Consider the following 19193-nt stretch of genomic DNA (forward strand, 5'->3'; position numbering starts at 1 on the left):
ATTTTTGGCACGCTGTTGAGTTCTCAAGGAACGGACGCTTCCTTCGTACTCACCCTCTCGGGCTTTCCTCCGGGCTTTTCCCTTCGGTCTTTCGTTTCCGACTCTATCAGATCTTTCCGATCCGATTTCCTCGGTGCTTTCCGGCTTCTCGGTTTTCCCGATCCGCTTTCCGGCGTTGATCCGACTTTATCAGAAGTTCTGGAGTCGAATTCCCCGCCCCGTCCGGTCGGCCGTTCAGGCACACGAGTGTGCCGGGCTTCCCTTGTTGGCGGAGACGTAAACGTACTGGAGCGGGGGGGGGGGGGGGGACAAAAGGTGCCCCCCCCCGCGCGGGGGGGGGGGGGGGCCCCGGGGCCCCCCCCCCCCGGGGCGGGGGGCCCCCCCCCCCGGCCCCCCGCCCCCCCCCCCCCCCCCCCCCCCCCCCCCCCCCCCCCCCGCTCTCAGTTGGCGCTGGTCAGGCCCGTGGGCCTGCCGGTGCTCAGACCTCCACGACGACCGGGAGGATCATCGGGCGCCGGCGGTAGGTGTCGGAGACCCACTTGCCGACCGAGCGGCGGATCAGCTGCTGGAGCTGGTGCGGCTCGACCACGCCGTCCTGGAACGACTTGTTCAGAGCCTGCTCGACCTTCGGGATCACGGCGTCGAACGCCGAGTCCTCGATGCCGGAGCCGCGGGCGTGGATGTTCGGGCCGCCCACGATCTTGCCGGTCGAGGAGTCCACCACCACGAAGACCGAGATGATGCCCTCGTCGCCGAGGATGCGGCGGTCCTTCAGGTGGGCCTCGGTGACGTCGCCGACCGAGAGGCCGTCCACGTACACGTATCCCGCCTGGACCTTGCCGGTGATGCGGGCCTTGCCGTCGATCAGGTCGACGACGACGCCGTCCTCGGCGATGACGATGTGGTCCTTGGGGATACCCGTCATCGCGCCGAGCTCGGCGTTGGCGCGCAGGTGGCGCCATTCGCCGTGGACCGGCATCAGGTTCTTCGGGCGGCAGATGTTGTAGAAGTACAGCAGCTCGCCGGCCGAGGCGTGGCCCGAGACGTGGACCTTGGCGTTGCCCTTGTGGACGACGTTGGCACCCCAGCGGGTCAGGCCGTTGATCACGCGGTAGACCGCGTTCTCGTTGCCCGGGATGAGCGAGGACGCCAGGATCACGGTGTCGCCCTGGACGATCCGGATCTGGTGGTCGCGGTTGGCCATCCGGGACAGGGCGGCCATCGGCTCGCCCTGGGAGCCCGTACAGACCAGCACGACCTCGTCGTCCGGGAGGTCGTCGAGGGTCTTCACGTCGACGACCAGGCCGGCCGGGACGCGGAGGTAGCCCAGGTCGCGGGCGATGCCCATGTTGCGGACCATCGAGCGGCCGACGAAGGCCACGCGGCGGCCGTACTCGTGCGCCGCGTCGAGGATCTGCTGGATGCGGTGCACGTGGCTGGCGAAGCTGGCCACGATGATGCGCTTCTGGGCGTTCGCGAAGACGGTCCGCAGGACGTTCGAGATGTCCTTCTCCGGCGGGACGAAGCCCGGGACCTCGGCGTTCGTCGAGTCGGACAGCAGGAGGTCGATGCCCTCCTCGCTGAGCCGCGCGAAGGCGTGCAGGTCCGTGAGCCGACCGTCCAGCGGCAGCTGGTCCATCTTGAAGTCGCCGGTCGCGACGGCCATGCCCGCGGGGGTGCGGATGGCGACCGCGAGCGCGTCCGGGATGGAGTGGTTGACCGCGATGAACTCGCAGTCGAACGGGCCGAGCGCCTCGCGGTCGCCCTCCTTCACCTCAAGGGTGTAGGGGCGGATCCGGTGCTCCTGGAGCTTCGCCTCGATCAGGGCGAGGGTCAGCTTGGAGCCGATGAGCGGGATGTCCGGCTTCAGCCGGAGCAGGTACGGGACGGCGCCGATGTGGTCCTCGTGGCCGTGCGTGAGCACGATGCCGTCGACCTGGTCGAGGCGGTCCTTGATGACGGTGAAGTCGGGCAGGATCAGGTCGACGCCGGGCTGCTCCTCCTCGGGGAAGAGGACGCCGCAGTCGACGATGAGCAGACGGCCGTCGAACTCGAAGACCGTCATGTTGCGGCCGATCTCACCGAGCCCGCCGAGCGGGATGACGCGCAGGCCGCCCTTGGCCAGCTTCGGCGGGGCGCCGAGTTCAGGATGCGGATGACTCAAAAGACTCTCCTCACCACACACGCCACGTACCGCTTGGGCACGTGGCGCGCATGACATTCGTGCACTTGCTGTTGTCGGTCGATCGTTTTCCGATCGGATATTCAGTTGTGAAGTCTGTACTCAGATACATACCCCGCCGGCGGCGAGATCGATCTTGAGCTGGGCCGTCTCGTCGGGCGAGAGCTCCACGAGCGGCAGCCGCAGCGGGCCGGCCGGGAGGCCCTGGAGGGCGAGGGCGGCCTTGGTGGTCATGACGCCCTGGGTGCGGAACATGCCGGTGTAGATCGGCAGGAGCCGCTGGTGGATCTCGGTGGCCTTCTGGACCTCACCGTTCAGGTGGGCGTCGAGGAGGGCGCGGAGCTCGGGGGTCACGACGTGGCCGACGACGGAGACGAAGCCGCAGGCGCCCACGGAGAGCAGCGGCAGGTTGAGCATGTCGTCGCCGGAGTACCAGGCGAGGCCCGAGCGGGCGATGGCCCAGCTCGCGCGGCCGAGGTCGCCCTTGGCGTCCTTGTTGGCGACGATCCGGGGGTGCTCGGCGAGCCGGACGATCGTCTCGGTGTCGATCGGGACGCCGCTGCGGCCGGGGATGTCGTAGAGCATCACCGGGAGCTCGGTGGCGTCGGCGATGGCCGAGAAGTGCCGGTACAGGCCCTCCTGCGGGGGCTTGTTGTAGTACGGCGTGACGGCGAGCAGGCCGTGCGCGCCGTCGCGTTCGGCCGTGCGGGCGAGCTCGATGGAGTGGTGGGTGTCGTTGGTGCCGATGCCGGCGACGACGTGGGCGCGGTCGCCGACCGCCTCCAGTACCGCCCGTACCAGCTCCGATTTCTCCGCGTCGCTGGTGGTCGGGGACTCGCCGGTGGTGCCGTTGATGACGAGGCCGTCGTTGCCTGCGTCCACCAGATGGGCGGCGAGTCGCTGGGCACCGTCGAGGTCGAGTGCGCCGTCAGCCGTGAGCGGCGTGACCATGGCGGTGAGGACCCGCCCGAAGGGGGTCTGCGGAGTGGAGATCGGAGCCATGGGTAACACGCTACTCGCTGCTCATCGCCCGGTGCCCCCTCGGGGGGACGTGTGAAAGGAGCCCGGCACTGCCTGCTCGGGGGTTCAAGCAGTGCCGGGTCCGTTTGATCAGCCTAGATGAACTTCGTGAAACGTCGCAATACGGACACTTCGCGCGACGTGGTCGTACATCTGTGCTTTATGGGGCCACACGGCCGTTCTTGTTGAAGGCCGCGTGGGTCAGCGGCATGAGCTCGGCCCAGTGCTGCTCCATCTTCTCGCCGACCATCTCGATCTCCCGCTGCGGGAACGACGGCACCTTGGCCAGCTCGTGCTGGGTGCGCAGACCGAGGAAGTGCATCAGCGAGCGTGCGTTGCACGTGGCGTACATCGAGGAGAAGAGGCCGACGGGCAGGACCGAGCGGGCGACCTCGCGGGCGACGCCGGCGGCGAGCATCTCCTGGTACGCCGCGTACGCCTGGACGTACGAGTCCTCCATGACGCGGCCGGTCAGCTCCTGCTGGGCCTCGGTGCCCTCGACGAAGACGTACTTGCCGGGGCGGCCCTCCTGGACGAGCTTCCGGGAGGCGTCGGGGACGTAGAAGACCGGCTCCAGCTCCCTGTAGCGACCCGATTCCTCGTTGTACGACCAGCCGACGCGGTGCCGCATGAACTCACGGAACACGAAGATCGGGGCGCTGATGAAGAAGGTCATCGAGTTGTGCTCGAAGGGGCTGCCGTGGCGGTCCCGCATCAGGTAGTTGATGAGCCCCTTGGACCGCTCAGGGTCCTTCTGCAGCTCGTCGAGCGACTGCTCCCCCGCCGTGGAGACACGGGCGGCCCACAGCACGTCCGAGTCGGCGGCGCTGTGCTTCACCAGCTCGACCGTCACATCGCTGCGGAAGCTGGGCTTGAGATCTGCTGCGGGGGTGTCGCTCACCGGCGGGGTCCTTCCAAAGTGCGTCGCTCGGGCGGCGCCCACTCTACGGGGAGCCACTGACAGCGGACGTCCACACCCACCCGGACCACATTCTTTGGCCAATTCGGGGAAATCGGGCACCGAATGATGACTTTGCTCGTCTTTCACTGTGACCCCCATCGCACGAGCTCCTAGGAGAGTGACCCTGATGTTCCGCCGGCGTGAGGACGTCCCGTTCGCGTTCGTCGCGGAGGCCGACCGCTTCCGCAGTAACGTCACTCCGCCGCCAAGGGAGCGCCTCAGTGTCTCCGAGCTCGTGGGCCGTACGCTGGTCGGGCTGACCGTCGTGGCCGGTCTCGTCGGCTCGTTGCTCTTCGGGATGCCGTCCATGCAGTCGGGTGGGGCCGAGGGGCAGCGGCAGCAGTCCGAGGCCTCCGACGGCCGCTGAGCAGTTCGGCCCCCCTGAGGTGGCCCGGTCGAGACCACCTGGGTAGCCTCACCGGGCACAGCCCCTTCGAGCGTGCTTGTGAGTGAGGATCAGTCGTGCCCCTGCCTTTTCTGACGGCCGACCGCGCTTTTGACGCGACCGACGACGTCGCGCTGCCGTTCGACGACCACGACCAGTGGCGTCGGCCCTACCGCCCCGGCCCCTGGCGCGTGGGCGCGGCGGCGCTCGCGCTGCTGCTCGCGTCGTTCGTGCTGTTCGCCGCGGTGATCATCACCGCCGCCGGGGCGGTGAGCGGTGCGGCCGTCACGTTCGGTCTGGCGGTGCTCGTCATCCTCTCCGCGCTGCGGATGCTGCGTGTGGGCACGTGGGTGAGCCGGCACGGCGTGCGCCGGGTCGGCTTCTTCTCCACGTCCACCGTGACCTGGGCCCGGGTGGCGCACGCGCGCACGGTCCAGCAGCCGGTGCGGTGGCTGGGGCTGCCCCGCACGGTGCAGGGCCAGGCGCTGATCCTCGTACAGCGGGGTGGTGAGCAGATCACTCTGCTCACCGACCACAACGCCGACTTCCTCTCCCGCATCGAGGCGTTCGACCGCGCGGCCGACACGGTCGAGGCGTGGAACGCCGAGTACGGCGTCGCCGTACCGGCCGCCGCTACGCGCTGACCGTGCGGCCCGCGTGGAGCGCGATCGCGCGCTGCATCGCCTTGCGGGCGCGCGGGGTGTCGCGGGCGTCGTGATAGGCGACCGCGAGCCGGAACCAGCAGCGCCAGTCCTCCGGTGAGTCCTCGGTCTCGGCGCGTCGCCTCGCGAACACCTCGTCGGCCGAGTCCCGGTCGATCCGGCCGCCGACCGTGCGCTTCAACTCGTCCACCGGCAAGCCGCCTTCGGCCTCCAGCTCACGGGCGAGCCGCTGCGCGTTCCGTGCGAAGGCGGTGTTCTTCCAGAGGAACCAGCCGCCCACGCAGGGCAGCAGGAACGCCACCGCGCCCATGCCCATGGCGGCCGGTTCGCCGGTCAGGACGAGCAGCACGCCCTCCATCGCCACCACGCCGAAGACGAGGACGAGGACGGTGGCGAGGAAGACGTACGTGATCTTTCCACCCATGGCCCGTCCGCCTCAGCCCAGGTCCATGAAGTGCTCCAGGCCGAAGGTGAGGCCCGGGGTGGTGACGACACGGCGGGCGCCCAGGAGGATGCCCGGCATGAAGCTGGAGTGGTGCAGCGAGTCGTGACGGACGGTCAGGGTCTCGCCCTCGCCGCCGAGCAGGACCTCCTGGTGGGCCAGGAGGCCCGCGAGGCGCACCGCGTGCACCCGGACGCCGTCGACGTCCGCGCCACGGGCGCCGTCCAGGGCCGTCTCCGTCGCGTCCGGCTGGGCGCCGAGGCCGGCCTCGCGGCGTGCGGCGGCGATCAGCTGGGCGGTACGGGTGGCGGTGCCGCTGGGGGCGTCGACCTTGTGCGGGTGATGCAGCTCCACGACCTCGACGGACTCGAAGTAGGGGGCCGCGATCTGGGCGAACTTCATGGTCAGCACGGCGCCGATGGAGAAGTTCGGGGCGATCAGGACGCCCGTCCGCGGGGAGGCGGCGAGCCAGGTGTTCAGCTGCGCGAGGCGCTCCTCGGTCCAGCCGGTCGTACCGACGACCGCGTGGATGCCGTGGCTCACGCAGTAGTCGAGGTTGTCCATGACCGAGGCCGGGGTGGTCAGCTCGACCGCGACCTGGGCGCCCGCGTCCGCGAGCGTCTCCAGCTTGTCGCCGCGGCCGAGCGCCGCGACCAGTTCCATGTCCTCGGCGGCCTCGACGGCCCGTACCGCCTCGGAGCCGATACGGCCCTGGGCTCCGAGGACCGCCACGCGCAGCTTGCTCATTGCTCTCTGAACTCTCTCTAGGAGACGGATTCGTGCAGGCGTGCCGCCTGCTTGTCCTTCAGCGGCCCTATGACGGACAGCGAAGGGCGCTGTCCGAGCAGATCACGAGCGACCTCGCGGACGTCGTCCGGGGTGACGGACGCGATCCGGGCGAGCATGTCGTCGACCGACATCTGGGTGCCCCAGCAGAGCTCGCTCTTGCCGATGCGGTTCATCAGCGCGCCGGTGTCCTCCAGGCCGAGGACGGTCGAGCCGGAGAGCTGGCCGATGGCGCGGGCGATCTCGTCGTCGGTGAGCCCGTCGGAGGCCACCTTGTCGAGCTCGTCGCGGCAGATCTTCAGCACGTCGTGGACCTGGCTGGGGCGGCAGCCCGCGTACACCCCGAAGAGGCCGCAGTCGGCGAAGCCCGAGGTGTACGAGTACACGCTGTAGGCCAGGCCGCGCTTCTCGCGGACCTCCTGGAAGAGGCGGGAGGACATGCCGCCGCCGAGGGCCGTGTTCATCACGCCGAGGGCCCAGCGGCGCTCGTCGGTGCGGGCGAGGCCCGGCATGCCGAGGACCACGTGGGCCTGCTCGGTCTTGCGGCCGAGGACCTCGACGGCGCCCGCGGTGCGGATCACGCGCCGGCCGTCGCGCGGGGCGACGGGGGTCGCGTCCGTACGGGAGAGGGCGCCGGCCTTCTCGAAGGCGCGGCGGACCTGGCGTACGACGGTGGCGTGGTCGATGTTGCCCGCGGCGGCGACGACCAGGTGGGTCGGGTCGTAGTGCTTCTTGTAGAAGCGGGCGATCCGGCCCCGGTCGAGCGCGTTGATGGTGTCGACGGTGCCGAGGACCGGGCGGCCCAGCGGGGTGTCGCCGAACATGGTGTGCGCGAACAGGTCGTGCACGACGTCGCCCGGGTCGTCCTCGGTCATCGCGATCTCTTCGAGGATGACGCCGCGCTCGGCGTCGACGTCCTCGTCGAGGATGAGCGAGCCGGTCAGCATGTCGCAGACCACGTCGATCGCCAGCGGCAGGTCGGTGTCGAGGACCCGCGCGTAGTAGCAGGTGAACTCCTTCGCCGTGAAGGCGTTCATCTCGCCGCCGACCGCGTCGAGCGCGGAGGAGATGTCGAGGGCGCTGCGTCGCTTCGTGCCCTTGAAGAGGAGGTGCTCCAGGTAGTGCGTGGCGCCGTTGAGCGTGGGCGTCTCGTCGCGGGAGCCGACGTGCGCCCAGATGCCGAAGGTGGCGGAGCGCACGGAGGGCAGGGTCTCGGTGACGATCCGCAGGCCGCCGGGGAGGGTGGTGCGGCGGACCGTGCCGATGCCGTCCCTGCCCGGGAGAAGCGTTTGGGTACGGGCGACGGCCCGCCCCTCCGAAGAGGGGCGGGCCGTCGTCACGGAACTACGGGACGTCACTGGTCGGTGTCGTCCTTCGCGTCCTCCGCGGCAGCGTCCTCGTCCGCCATGACGGGCACGAGGGAGAGCTTGCCGCGCTGGTCGATCTCGGCGATCTCGACCTGGACCTTGGCGCCGACCGCGAGCACGTCCTCGACGTTCTCCACGCGCTTGCCACCGGCGAGCTTGCGGATCTGCGAGATGTGCAGCAGACCGTCCTTGCCGGGCATCAGGGAGACGAAGGCACCGAAGGTGGTGGTCTTGACGACCGTACCCAGGTAGCGCTCGCCGACCTCCGGCATGGTCGGGTTGGCGATGCCGTTGATCGTGGCGCGGGCGGCCTCGGCCTGCGAGCCCTGGGCGGCACCGATGTAGATGGTGCCGTCGTCCTCGATCGTGATGTCGGCGCCGGTGTCCTCCTGGATCTGGTTGATCATCTTGCCCTTGGGGCCGATGACCTCACCGATCTTGTCCACCGGGATCTTGACGGTGATGATGCGCGGCGCGTTCGGGGACATCTCGTCCGGAACGTCGATCGCCTCGTTCATCACGTCAAGGATGTGCAGACGCGCGTCACGGGCCTGCTTCAGCGCGGCGGCCAGGACCGAGGCGGGGATGCCGTCGAGCTTGGTGTCGAGCTGGAGCGCGGTGACGAAGGTCTTCGTACCGGCGACCTTGAAGTCCATGTCGCCGAAGGCGTCCTCCGCACCGAGGATGTCGGTGAGGGCGACGTAGTGGGTCTTGCCGTCGATCTCCTCGGAGATCAGACCCATGGCGATACCGGCGACGGGGGCCTTGAGCGGCACACCGGCGTTCAGCAGCGACATGGTGGAGGCGCAGACCGAGCCCATGGACGTCGAGCCGTTGGAGCCGAGGGCCTCGGACACCTGACGGATCGCGTACGGGAACTCCTCGCGCGTCGGCAGCACCGGCACGATGGCGCGCTCGGCGAGCGCTCCGTGGCCGATCTCGCGGCGCTTGGGCGAGCCCACGCGGCCGGTCTCACCGACGGAGTACGGCGGGAAGTTGTAGTTGTGCATGTAGCGCTTGCGGGTCACCGGGGAAAGGGTGTCCAGCTGCTGCTCCATGCGGAGCATGTTGAGGGTGGTGACGCCCAGGATCTGGGTCTCGCCACGCTCGAAGAGCGCCGAGCCGTGCACGCGCGGGATGGCCTCGACCTCGGCGGCGAGCGTACGGATGTCCGTGATGCCGCGGCCGTCGATGCGGACCTTGTCCTTGATGATGCGCTCGCGGACCAGCTTCTTGGTCAGCGCACGGTACGCGCCGGAGATCTCCTTCTCGCGGCCCTCGAAGGCCGGGAGGAGCTTCTCGGCGGCGAGCTCCTTGACGCGGTCGAGCTCGGTCTCGCGCTCCTGCTTGCCGGCGATGGTGAGCGCCTGCGCGAGGTCGTTCCTGACGGCGGCGGTGAGCGCCTCCAGGACGTCGTCCTGGTAGTCGAGGAAGACCGGGAACTCGCCGGTGGGCTTGGCGGCCTTGGCGGCGAGGTCCGACTGGGCCTTGCAGAGGACCTTGATGAAGGGCTTCGCGGCCTCGAGACCGGCGGCGACGACCTCCTCGGTCGGCGCCTCGGCGCCGCCCTTGACGAGCTCGATCGTGCGCTCGGTGGCCTCGGCCTCGACCATCATGATCGCGACGTCGCCGTCCTCCAGGACGCGACCGGCGACGACCATGTCGAAGACGGCGTCCTCGAGCTCGGTGTGCGTCGGGAACGCGACCCACTGGCCGTTGATCAGGGCGACACGGGTGCCGCCGATCGGGCCGGAGAAGGGCAGGCCGGCCAGCTGCGTGGAGCAGGAGGCGGCGTTGATGGCGACCACGTCGTAGAGGTGGTCGGGGTTGAGCGCCATGATCGTCTCGACGATCTGGATCTCGTTGCGCAGGCCCTTCTTGAAGGAGGGGCGCAGCGGGCGGTCGATCAGGCGACAGGTGAGGACGGCGTCCTCGGAGGGGCGGCCTTCCCGGCGGAAGAAGGAGCCGGGGATCTTGCCGGCCGCGTACATCCGCTCCTCGACGTCCACCGTGAGGGGGAAGAAGTCGAGCTGGTCCTTGGGCTTCTTCGACGCGGTGGTCGCGGAGAGGACCATCGTGTCGTCGTCCAGGTACGCGACGGCGGAGCCGGCGGCCTGCTTGGCCAGGCGGCCCGTCTCGAAGCGGATGGTGCGGGTGCCGAAGGAGCCGTTGTCGATGACGGCCTCGGCGTAGTGGGTCTCGTTCTCCACTAGCGGTTTCTCCTACGTGTTCGTCTTTTCGTCCGTCGGCCCGTGTGGCCGGGGACGGTGGTGGAGGAGAAGCGCGCCTTCGGATGCGGGCCGGTCTTCGATCGAAGCACCCGGGGATTGTGGGGTCCGGGGGCCACTACCGAGGACCGGCGGCGTGCCGGCGGCTCCTCGCTCGTGATGTGGCGTTGTGCGACCAGACTAAGTGCCGGTCGGTACATCGCGCACGTACAGCAAAGGGAGCGGCCCCCTAAAAGTGGGAACCGCTCCCTTCACGGCATACTTACTTCGCACCGCCGGCCGCACCGCGGCGGATGCCGAGGCGGTCGACCAGGGCACGGAAGCGCTGGATGTCCTTCTTGGCCAGGTACTGCAGCAGGCGGCGACGCTGGCCGACCAGGATCAGCAGACCACGGCGGGAGTGGTGGTCGTGCTTGTGCTGCTTGAGGTGCTCGGTCAGGTCCGAGATGCGGCGGGAGAGCATCGCGACCTGGACCTCGGGGGAGCCGGTGTCGCCCTCCTTCTGGCCGAACTCGGCGAAGATCTGCTTCTTCGTAGCGGCGTCGAGCGACATGCGTACTCCTATGTTTGTTCGTGCGCCCACGAGTGCCCCTGGTCTCGTTCTCAGGGGAGCTTCCGTGACTCGGAGGCGAAGGTCCGATGAGCGCAGCTTCCAGAGAAGTCCGGAGATTCCGGTGCATCCGGGAGCGCGTACACAAACGGCCGTCACACAGCGTACCAGGTGACCGGAGTGCCCTTATTTACTGGTGAGGGAGCGGGCCGCCATGAAGACGTCCAGGACCGCGAGGCAGAGCGGGACCAGGGAGAGCAGGACGAATCCCTCGGTCAGGTCGAGGAGGCGGCCCCAGAAGGGTGAGAGCCCCTTCCTCGGGATGATCAGCCCGATGGCGGTGACCAGGGCGGCGCCGGCGGCGACCGTGGCGGTGAGCCAGATCGTACGGATGTCCAGGCCGCCGCGGTCGCCGTGGATCAGCAGGTCCTTGACCAGGTCGGCCGGCGGGTTCAGGGAGAGGCCGAGGATCAGCAGCGCGATCGCGGCGATACCGGCGACGAGGACGCAGGTGACCTGCGAGGTGTAGCGGAAGAGCCGGGCGCGCAGCAGCATCGCGAGGCCGGCGGCGAGGGCGAGGAGCTGGCCCCAGACGTTGCCGGCGAAGCCGAGGACGGCCGCGGAGCCGACGACGACGGCCGCGCAGCCGCCGACGAGGCCGAGGAGCATCTCGTGGCCGCGGCGGGCCTGGAGCGCGATGCGCTCGCCGTCGACGGCCTGGGCCTCTTCGGCGGCGCGGCCGGGCTCGGCGTGGAAGTCGTCGTCGGCGGCGCTGCGCGGGGAGGCGTAGCCGATGGGCAGCCGGGCGAAGCGGGCCGAGAGGCCGGGCAGGAAGGCGACGAGGCCGACGGCGACGGGGGCGCAGACGGCGGCGGTCTCCGTGGCGGAGGCCTCGGCGACGATCGCCAGGAAGGTCGCGAGGGTGCCGACGGTGGCCAGGAAGGTGGCCGCGACGAAGGGGGCGTCGCCGCTGGGGGTGAGCGCGACGAGGGTGACGGAGGCGACCAGGACGGTCACGCAGCCGAGCAGGAACTGGAGGCGGCCGGGGCCGTGGCCTGCGTCGGGGGCGACGATGCCGGAGCCCGCGATGAGCAGCAGGGGCAGGGCGCCGAGGCCGAGGGCGATGGCGGTGGCCCGGTCGGCGTACACCCGGGCCCGCACGCCCGCGAAGGCGGTGAGCAGGACGCCCATGGCGCCGGCGACGACACCGGGGAGGCTGTGCATGTCGTGGCGTACCGGGTCGGCGAACCAGAGCACGAAGCCCATCAGGACGAGCAGGAGCACACCGCCGACGAGTCCGGCGCCGCGCAGCAGGTCGTCGCTCCACAGGTGGCGGTCACGGGTGACGGCCGAGGCGACGGCGTCGGAGACGTCGTCGTAGACGGCGGGCGGCAGCGACTGGGCGAAGGGGCGCAGCGAGAGGACCTCGCCGTCGAGGACCCGCTGGGCGACCAGGGTGCGGGCGCCGTCGAGGACCGTGCCGTCGCGGCGGACCAGGTGGTAGCCGGTGGGGGTGCCGGGTGCCTGGGTCTGACCGGTGAGCCGCAGGATCTCCGGGTAGACGTCGGCGACCGCGATGTCCTCGGGGAGTGCGACGTCGATACGGCTGTCCGGCGCCACGACGGTGACGCGGCAGAAGCCGGTCGCTGCGGTCGTACTCACGTGTCTGGACCCCCTGATTCGCGGTTGCGCACGGTGCGCGCGCCACCCTACCGGGGACGGGCCCGAGTGCCTGCAAGTAGGATCGCGGTCTCGTGGGGGAGGCCGTCGCGCAGGGGCGCCGGTGCGGAACTCCCGCGGGAAGTCCGCCCGTAACGAGGGATTGATGCGCCGGTGAGCCAGATCGTCGTCAAACGCCCGCCGAGGTCCCTTCCTCCTGAAGTACCCAGTGAGGAACTGGTCCTGGAGGCTCCTCCGGAGCTGCCTCGGGGGCAGCAGGAGGGCATGCTGATGCAGCTCCTGCCGATGCTCGGCATGGGCTCGTCGGTGGTGTTCTTCTTCATGCCTGGCGCCCATCCGTTCATGCGCATCATGGGCATCCTGATGCTCGTCTCGACGGTCGGCATGGTCATCGCGCAGCTCGTGCGGTTCCGCAAGGGTACGCAGGGGCAAATGGCGGATGTCCGGCGCGACTACCTCAAATACCTCGCGCAGACCCGGCGCACGGTCCGGCGCACGGCGCGCAAGCAGCGGGACGCTCAGCTGTATCTGCACCCTTCCCCCGAGCAGCTGTGGTCCGTGGTGGCCGAGGGCTCGCGGGTGTGGGAACGCCGGGTGGGCGACAGCGACTTCGCGCAGGTACGGATCGGTCTCGGCTCCCAGCAGTTGTCGACGCCGCTGACGGCGCCTGACACCGCGCCGGTGGACGAGCTGGAGCCGTTGTGCGCGGGTGCGATGCAGCAGTTCCTGGCCGTGCACGGCTCGTTGGACGGGCTGCCGATGGCCGTCTCGATGCGGGCGTTCTACCACGTGACGGTCTCGGGTGAGCCGGAGTCGGCCCAGGCCGCGGCGCGCGCTCTGGTCTCCCAGCTGGTGACGCTGCACTCCCCCGACGACCTGATGCTCGCGGTGGTCGCGGCCCGGGGTGCGCAGGAGCGCTGGGACTGGACGAAGTGGCTGCCGCACGCGCAGGTGCCGGGCCAGGTCGACGGGGCGGGCACGCGGCGGCTGTTCGGCGACGACCTCGGTGAGCTGGAGTCGCTGGTCCGCTCGCGGCTCGACGGGCGGCCCCGGTTCAGCCGGGACAGCCAGCCGGTCCTCGACCAGCCGCACGTCGTGGTGGTCCTCGACGGCGGGATGGTGCCGCCGGACTCGCTCTTCGCGGCGCCGGAGGGTCTGCAGGGCGTGACCATCGTCGAGGTGGTCCACGGTGAGCTGGACGAGCCGCGCGGCGGCCTCTCGGTGATCGTGCGGCCGGGGCGGCTGCGCCTGGAGTCGGGTGGGGGCTTCGCGTACGAGGGTGTGCCGGACGGGATCTCGCTGCCGGCCGCCGAGGCGCTGGCGCGGCAGCTGGCGCCGCTGCGGATGGGCGGCGGCGACAACGACGAGCCGCTGCTCGCCAATCTGGACTTCACGGATCTGCTGAACCTGGGCGACGCGGCGTCGGTGGATGTCGCGCGGACCTGGCGGCCGCGGTCGGTCGCCGAGCGGCTGCGCGTGCCGATCGGTGTCGGCGAGGACGGCCAGCCGGTCATGCTCGACCTCAAGGAGGCGGCGCAGGAGGGCATGGGGCCGCACGGGCTGTGCGTCGGTGCGACCGGTTCCGGAAAGTCGGAGCTGCTGCGCACGCTCGTCCTCGGTCTGGCGGTGACGCACTCCTCGGAGACGCTGAACTTCGTCCTCGCGGACTTCAAGGGTGGTGCGACGTTCGCGGGCATGTCCCAGATGCCGCACGTGGCGGCCGTGATCACCAACCTGTCCGACGACCTCACCCTCGTCGACCGCATGGGCGACGCGATCCGCGGTGAGCTGCAGCGCAGGCAGGAGCTGCTGCGTTCGGCCGGCAACTACGCCAACATCCACGACTACGAGAAGGCGCGGGCGGCCGGTGCCCCGCTGGAGCCGCTGGCCTCGCTCGTCCTGGTCATCGACGAGTTCTCGGAACTCCTGACGGCGAAGCCGGACTTCATCGACATGTTCATCCAGATCGGCCGGATCGGCCGTTCGCTGGGTGTGCATCTGCTGCTGGCCTCGCAGCGCCTCGAGGAGGGCAAGCTCCGGGGCCTCGACACGTACCTCTCGTACCGGGTCGGTCTGCGGACGTTCTCGGCGGCCGAGTCGCGTACGGCGATCGGTGTGCCGGACGCGTACCACCTGCCGTCGGTGCCGGGTTCGGGCTATCTGAAGTTCGGTACGGACGAGATGACCCGGTTCAAGGCCGCGTACGTCTCGGGGACGTACCGGACGGGCGGGCCGCGCCTGGAGGCGGGGCAGCTGCCGATCGAGCGGCGGCCGGCGGTCTTCACGGCGACGCCGGTGCCGGTGGTCTACGCGGCGCCCGACCCTGCGTACCTGGCGGCGCGGCGCGAGGAGGAGGACGACGCGCTCGCGGACACCGTCCTCGATGTGATCGTGCGCCGTCTCGAGGGGCAGGGCGTGCCCGCGCACCAGGTGTGGCTGCCGCCGCTGGACCAGGCGCCCTCGCTCGACCAGCTGCTTCCTGGGCTCGCGCCGACCCCGCTCCGGGGTCTGACGGCGACCGAGTACACGCGGCCCGGCGGCCTGACGGTGCCGCTCGGTCTGATCGACAAGCCCTTCGAGCAGCGGCGCGAGGTGCTGTACCGGGACTTCTCCGGCGCGGCGGGCCACATGATGGTGGTCGGCGGTCCGCAGTCGGGCAAGTCGACGCTGATGCGGACGCTGATCTCGTCGTTCGCCCTCACCCACACGCCGGCCGAGGTGCAGTTCTACGCGCTGGACTTCGGTGGCGGCGGTCTGTCGTCGCTCGCCGAACTGCCGCACGTCGGCGGGGTCGCGTCGCGGCTCGACCCGGAGCGGGTGCGCCGTACGGTCGCGGAGGTGCTCGGCGTACTGAACCGGCGCGAGGAGTTCTTCCGCTCGCACTCGATCGACTCGATCGCCACCTACCGGCGCAAGCGCGCCGCGGGTGAACTGCCGGGCGAGGCCTGGGGCGACGTGTTCCTGGTCATCGACGGCTGGGGCGGTTTCCGGAACGAGTACGACATGTTGGAGGGGATCGTCTCCGACATCGCGGCGCGCGGTCTCGGCTACGGCATCCACGTCGTCATCACCGCCGCCCGGTACATGGAGGTGCGGGCGGCGATCAAGGACCAGATGCTGAGCCGTCTGGAGCTGCGTCTGGGTGACGTGATGGACTCCGAGTTCGACCGGAAGGTGGCGGCGAACGTCCCGACGGGGGTGCCCGGCCGCGGCCAGGTGCCGGAGAAGCTGCACTTCATGGCGGCGCTGCCGCGGATCGACGGCTCCGGCTCGTCGGTCGACCTGTCGTCGGGGACGGAGAACTTCGTCGCGGCCGTACGGGGCTCCTGGACGGGTCCTGTGGCGCCGGCCGTCCGGCTGCTGCCGCACAAGCTGCCGGCCGACCAGCTGCCGAAGGGCTTCGAGTTCCCGCAGCACGGCATCGCGATCGGCATCGACGAGACGCGCCTGGAGCCCGTCTTCGTCAACTTCGACACCGACCCGTTCTTCCTGATCTTCGGCGAGAGCGAGTCCGGCAAGACGAACCTGCTGCGGCTGATCACCAAGCAGATCGCGGAGCGGTACTCCCCCGACGAGGCGAAGCTCGTCGTCGGCGACTACCGGCGTGCGCTGCTCGGCAGCCTGCCGGAGGAGCACCTGCTCGAGTACGCGCCGATGGCGAGCTCGATGCAGATGCACATGGAGGCGCTGGCCGGCGTGTTCGCCCGGCGCCAGCCGCCGCAGGACGTGACCCCGCAGCAGCTGCGGGACCGTAGCTGGTGGTCGGGGCCGCAGGTCTTCATCGTCGTCGACGACTACGACCTGGTGGCGACGAGCGGCGGCAACCCGCTGGCCGCGCTCGCGGAGTACCTGCCCTTCGCCCGGGACACGGGCGTCCGCTTCATCATCGCGCGCAACAGCGCGGGGGCCTCCCGTTCGATGTACGAGGCGTTCATGCAGCGCATCAAGGAGCTGGGCGCGCAGGGCGTGGTCCTCTCGGGCGACCCGCAGGAGGGCGACCTGCTCGGCAGCGCCCGGCCGCGGCCGATGCCGCCGGGGCGCGGCTTCTTCGTGGGGCGCCGGGGCGGGTCGTCGCTGGTGCAGACGGGGCGGATGCCGGAGCGATGAGAGCGGGGACGGCGGGGATGACGGGGATGACGGGAACGAGACGTGCGGCGAGACGTGCAACGGGACATGCGACGAGACGTGGGACGAGTCCGGCGCCGAGAACCGTGAGGCGGCCCGTGACGTCGTCGCCGATGGACGTGAACACTTCAGCCATGAACACTTCAGCACTGCAAACATCACCCTGATCCAGCGAGGGGGAATCAATGTCGTTCAACGATGAGTGGGCCCAGGCCAAGAACGCCGCGATCGCGAATCAGTCGGCGGACATGCGCCTCAACCAGGTCCCCGCGGACGGGGGAGGCGGCACCGGCCCCGCCGATCTCGCGACCACACCCGCGAAGAAGAAGCAGGCCGCCAACAGCATCGAGAACCACATCCAGCCGGACCTGAAGACGGCCGCCGACGCGGCCGACGAGTCCACCAGCAGCGCCATCGGCGCGTTCAAGGGCTGGGAGACGGCCGCCGGACTGAAGAAGGCGCACGAGCACTGGGACAGCCAGGTGAAGCGTCTGAACGCACGCCTCGAATCGGAGAAGGGCGCGCTCCGGGGCGCGTCGACGCTGTTCCAGAGCAACGACATCGTCACGGGGAACGGCCTCGTGACGCAGTCGAAGATCTCGGGACTGTAGGGGGATCGCGATGCCGACGTACGAAGAGATCATGCAGACCGACCTCGGCAAGCTGAGCACCGCCGCCGACGGTTGGAAGTCCATGGCGGAGAAGTTCAAGAAGGTCGAGGACCTGTACGAGAAGGACGTCCAGAAGGTCGCGTCGGGCGGTCCGCTGTGGACCGGTCAGGCCCAGCAGATCGGCGCGACCAACTTCGGCATCACCCGGAGTGAGCTCGACTCCGCGCAGAAGGAAGCGAAGGCGATGGAGTCGCTGCTGCGCGACGCCCACAGCACGCTCACGGAGCTCAAGGGCCGGGTGACGACCGCCGTGAAGGAGGCGGTCGACGCGGGCATGAAGGTCTCCGAGTCCGGCGTGGCGAGCTACGACTTCAGCAAGGTCACCGACAAGGAGGCCTACACGATCCGGCACGACCCGGATCTGCGGTCGGTGGAGCAGTCGTACACGAAGAAGATCAACGACGCGGTCAACGCGGTCACGGAGTTCGACAAGGACGTCAAGACCGCGCTCCTGAACGCCTCGGGCGCGGACGGCACGGCGCCGCTGGGCTTCAACTCCAAGCCGGTGGGCGACGTGGAGGCCGTGGAGGCGCTGGCCCTCTCGGAGAAGGTGCGCAACGGCGACGCCTCGAAGAAGGAGCTGGAGCAGTACCGCGACATCCTGGAGAAGAACGCCAAGGACAAGCACTTCAGCGAGGCGTACCTGCATGCGCTTGGCGCCAAGGACACGCTGAAGATCGCCGACGAGATGAACCTGGCGGCGAACGAGCGGGGCATCTCGGACGCGGACAAGAAGCTGTACAACTCGATCAACGCGAGCCTCGCGGACACGATCGCCTCGGGGACGAAGGACCCGAACAGCTACGCGTACCGGCCGTTCGTCGACGGTCTCAAGGAGATCGGCGACGACAACATCACGGGCAACCTCCGGCCCTCGCACGGGTACCAGCACCTCGTCACGCTCATGTCGCAGGGGAACGCCGACTACGGCAAGGAGTTCCTCAACGAGATCGGCAACGACATGATCCGGGTCGAGAAGGACAAGGAGAACATCTGGGCGCACCACTTCGACGGCCAGCGCCCGAACCTGATGCACGACCCGGTGGACGGCCTGCTCAAGATCATGAGCAAGGACCCGTCGGACGCGGAGTACTTCCTCGACCCGAAGGCTCCGGGGAACGAGAACGACCACCTGAAGTACCTGCTGACGGACCGCAAGTGGGTCGACCCGTGGATGTCGGCGCCGGGCTACGTCGACGAGATGGAGGACCCGTTCAAGGCGACGGGCCTCGGCGCGGCGATCCAGTCGGCGGCGACGGGGCACGCGCCGGGCGAGAAGCTCGGCGACGTGGGCCCGCACACGGAGGGGCAGGCGCGGGTGATGCACAACGCCGTCAGGTTCCTCGACTCCGAGATGGCCGGCGACAAGTTCCCCGACGACCTGAAGAATCTCCAGAAGCCGATGGGCCACGCCCTCGCGGACTACGTGAGCGACACGCACGTGATCCTCAACGGCGAGGACTCGAACTACGGCGGCAGCGGCGGCAAGGACACCATCTACGGCTCGGGCGACAACGCGCACATGGCCGTGGGCCAGGGCAGCCTGATGCGCGTCATGCGCGGTGTCGGCGACGACTCCGAGGCCTTCGCCCTGATCTACGAGGCTGAGCGGGCCTACTCTGCCCAGCAGCTGGCCGACGCGCCTCCGTTCACGGGTGACGCCAAGCACGGCGAGAGCGCCGAGTGGAACCAGCGGTCGCGTGATGTCGGCATCGCGATGGGCGCGCTCAACGGCATCGGCGCGGATGTCTACATCGACAAGGAGGACGACAAGGTCAAGTGGGCCGAGTCGACCGCCGAATACTCGGCGAACGGCGTCAACAGCGTCGTCGGCGAGATCCCGTTCGCCGGCTCGGCCGCCGGTGCCATCGTCGACACCGTCAAGTACGAGTGGGTCAAGGATGTCACCGACGCGGCGGAGGAGCAGGGGAAGAAGGATTCGAGCAACAACTACTCGGCCGGCAAGGACGGTCTGAACCACCTCTTCCAGGGGTGGAAGGACACGGAAGGAAATCTGCACAGTGCTGCGTACGGTTCGGCGAAGGATGCCGCGAACAGCGGATACGAGGACGGGCGGGGTGCGGCAGCCGCCCACCTGGGGAACTAGGCGCGCCAGGGTCCTCGTGCGCGGGGC

The 19193-nt window shown here is 69.6% G+C and carries 14 protein-coding genes; 5 read left to right on the forward strand and 9 right to left on the reverse strand.

Annotated elements, in window-relative coordinates; translation table 11 throughout:
• Positions 1 to 478: 478 nt before the first annotated feature.
• The 3 genes from ACGFYP_RS26670 to thyX all read right to left on the reverse strand — a co-directional run bounded on the left by ACGFYP_RS26670 (position 479) and on the right by thyX (position 4103).
• Positions 479 to 2164, reverse strand: a complete 1686-nt coding sequence (locus ACGFYP_RS26670; protein WP_393498437.1) for a ribonuclease J — start codon at positions 2162 to 2164, stop codon at positions 479 to 481.
• A gap of 120 nt (positions 2165 to 2284) precedes the next feature.
• Complete coding sequence (gene dapA / locus ACGFYP_RS26675) at positions 2285 to 3184, reverse strand: 4-hydroxy-tetrahydrodipicolinate synthase (RefSeq protein ID WP_393498440.1); 900 nt, start codon at positions 3182 to 3184, stop codon at positions 2285 to 2287.
• A gap of 178 nt (positions 3185 to 3362) precedes the next feature.
• A complete protein-coding gene (gene thyX, locus ACGFYP_RS26680; RefSeq protein WP_361967893.1) occupies positions 3363 to 4103 on the reverse strand; it encodes an FAD-dependent thymidylate synthase in 741 nt (246 codons plus the stop codon).
• A 187-nt stretch (positions 4104 to 4290) separates the two neighbouring features.
• Between thyX and ACGFYP_RS26685 the strand changes: the two genes are divergently transcribed.
• On the forward strand, positions 4291 to 4530 hold the full coding sequence (locus ACGFYP_RS26685; protein ID WP_361967895.1) for a hypothetical protein: 240 nt from the start codon (positions 4291 to 4293) through the stop codon (positions 4528 to 4530).
• Positions 4531 to 4625: 95 nt separating this feature from the next.
• Positions 4626 to 5192, forward strand: a complete 567-nt coding sequence (locus tag ACGFYP_RS26690) for a hypothetical protein (protein ID WP_393498444.1) — start codon at positions 4626 to 4628, stop codon at positions 5190 to 5192.
• Here ACGFYP_RS26690 and ACGFYP_RS26695 read toward each other — a convergent pair.
• The 6 genes from ACGFYP_RS26695 to eccD form a co-directional block, all read right to left on the reverse strand.
• Positions 5182 to 5634 (reverse strand): hypothetical protein, encoded by a 453-nt coding sequence (locus ACGFYP_RS26695; protein ID WP_393498447.1) that lies wholly within the window; start codon positions 5632 to 5634, stop codon positions 5182 to 5184. The two genes, ACGFYP_RS26690 and ACGFYP_RS26695, sit on opposite strands and share 11 nt — an antisense overlap.
• Before the next feature lie 12 nt (positions 5635 to 5646).
• Positions 5647 to 6399: a 4-hydroxy-tetrahydrodipicolinate reductase gene (dapB, locus tag ACGFYP_RS26700; protein ID WP_393498449.1), complete on the reverse strand. Its 753-nt coding sequence runs from the start codon at positions 6397 to 6399 to the stop codon at positions 5647 to 5649.
• A gap of 17 nt (positions 6400 to 6416) precedes the next feature.
• A complete protein-coding gene (locus ACGFYP_RS26705) occupies positions 6417 to 7796 on the reverse strand; it encodes a pitrilysin family protein (protein ID WP_361967903.1) in 1380 nt (459 codons plus the stop codon).
• Positions 7793 to 10015, reverse strand: coding sequence for a polyribonucleotide nucleotidyltransferase (locus ACGFYP_RS26710; protein ID WP_393498454.1), 2223 nt, complete (start codon positions 10013 to 10015; stop codon positions 7793 to 7795). The genes ACGFYP_RS26705 and ACGFYP_RS26710 overlap by 4 nt, the downstream gene beginning before the upstream one ends.
• Positions 10016 to 10295: 280 nt before the next feature.
• Entirely contained in the window at positions 10296 to 10586 is a 291-nt protein-coding gene (gene rpsO / locus ACGFYP_RS26715) for a 30S ribosomal protein S15 (RefSeq protein WP_147979976.1), read from the reverse strand.
• 183 nt (positions 10587 to 10769) lie between these two features.
• On the reverse strand, positions 10770 to 12245 hold the full coding sequence (eccD, locus tag ACGFYP_RS26720; RefSeq protein WP_393498459.1) for a type VII secretion integral membrane protein EccD: 1476 nt from the start codon (positions 12243 to 12245) through the stop codon (positions 10770 to 10772).
• Between the two features lie 171 nt (positions 12246 to 12416).
• Here eccD and eccCa point away from each other — a divergent pair, with 171 nt between their 5' ends.
• From eccCa to ACGFYP_RS26735, 3 genes are all read left to right on the forward strand, one after another.
• Positions 12417 to 16370: a type VII secretion protein EccCa gene (gene eccCa, locus ACGFYP_RS26725; RefSeq protein ID WP_393498463.1), complete on the forward strand. Its 3954-nt coding sequence runs from the start codon at positions 12417 to 12419 to the stop codon at positions 16368 to 16370.
• 203 nt (positions 16371 to 16573) lie between these two features.
• Positions 16574 to 16999, forward strand: coding sequence for a hypothetical protein (locus ACGFYP_RS26730; RefSeq protein ID WP_393498466.1), 426 nt, complete (start codon positions 16574 to 16576; stop codon positions 16997 to 16999).
• Positions 17000 to 17009: 10 nt separating this feature from the next.
• A complete protein-coding gene (locus ACGFYP_RS26735; protein WP_393498469.1) occupies positions 17010 to 19166 on the forward strand; it encodes a hypothetical protein in 2157 nt (718 codons plus the stop codon).
• The last annotated feature ends 27 nt before the right edge of the window (positions 19167 to 19193 follow it).

Origin of the sequence: Streptomyces sp. NPDC048370, from assembly GCF_043200825.1 — a bacterium.
GTDB lineage: Bacteria > Actinomycetota > Actinomycetes > Streptomycetales > Streptomycetaceae > Streptomyces.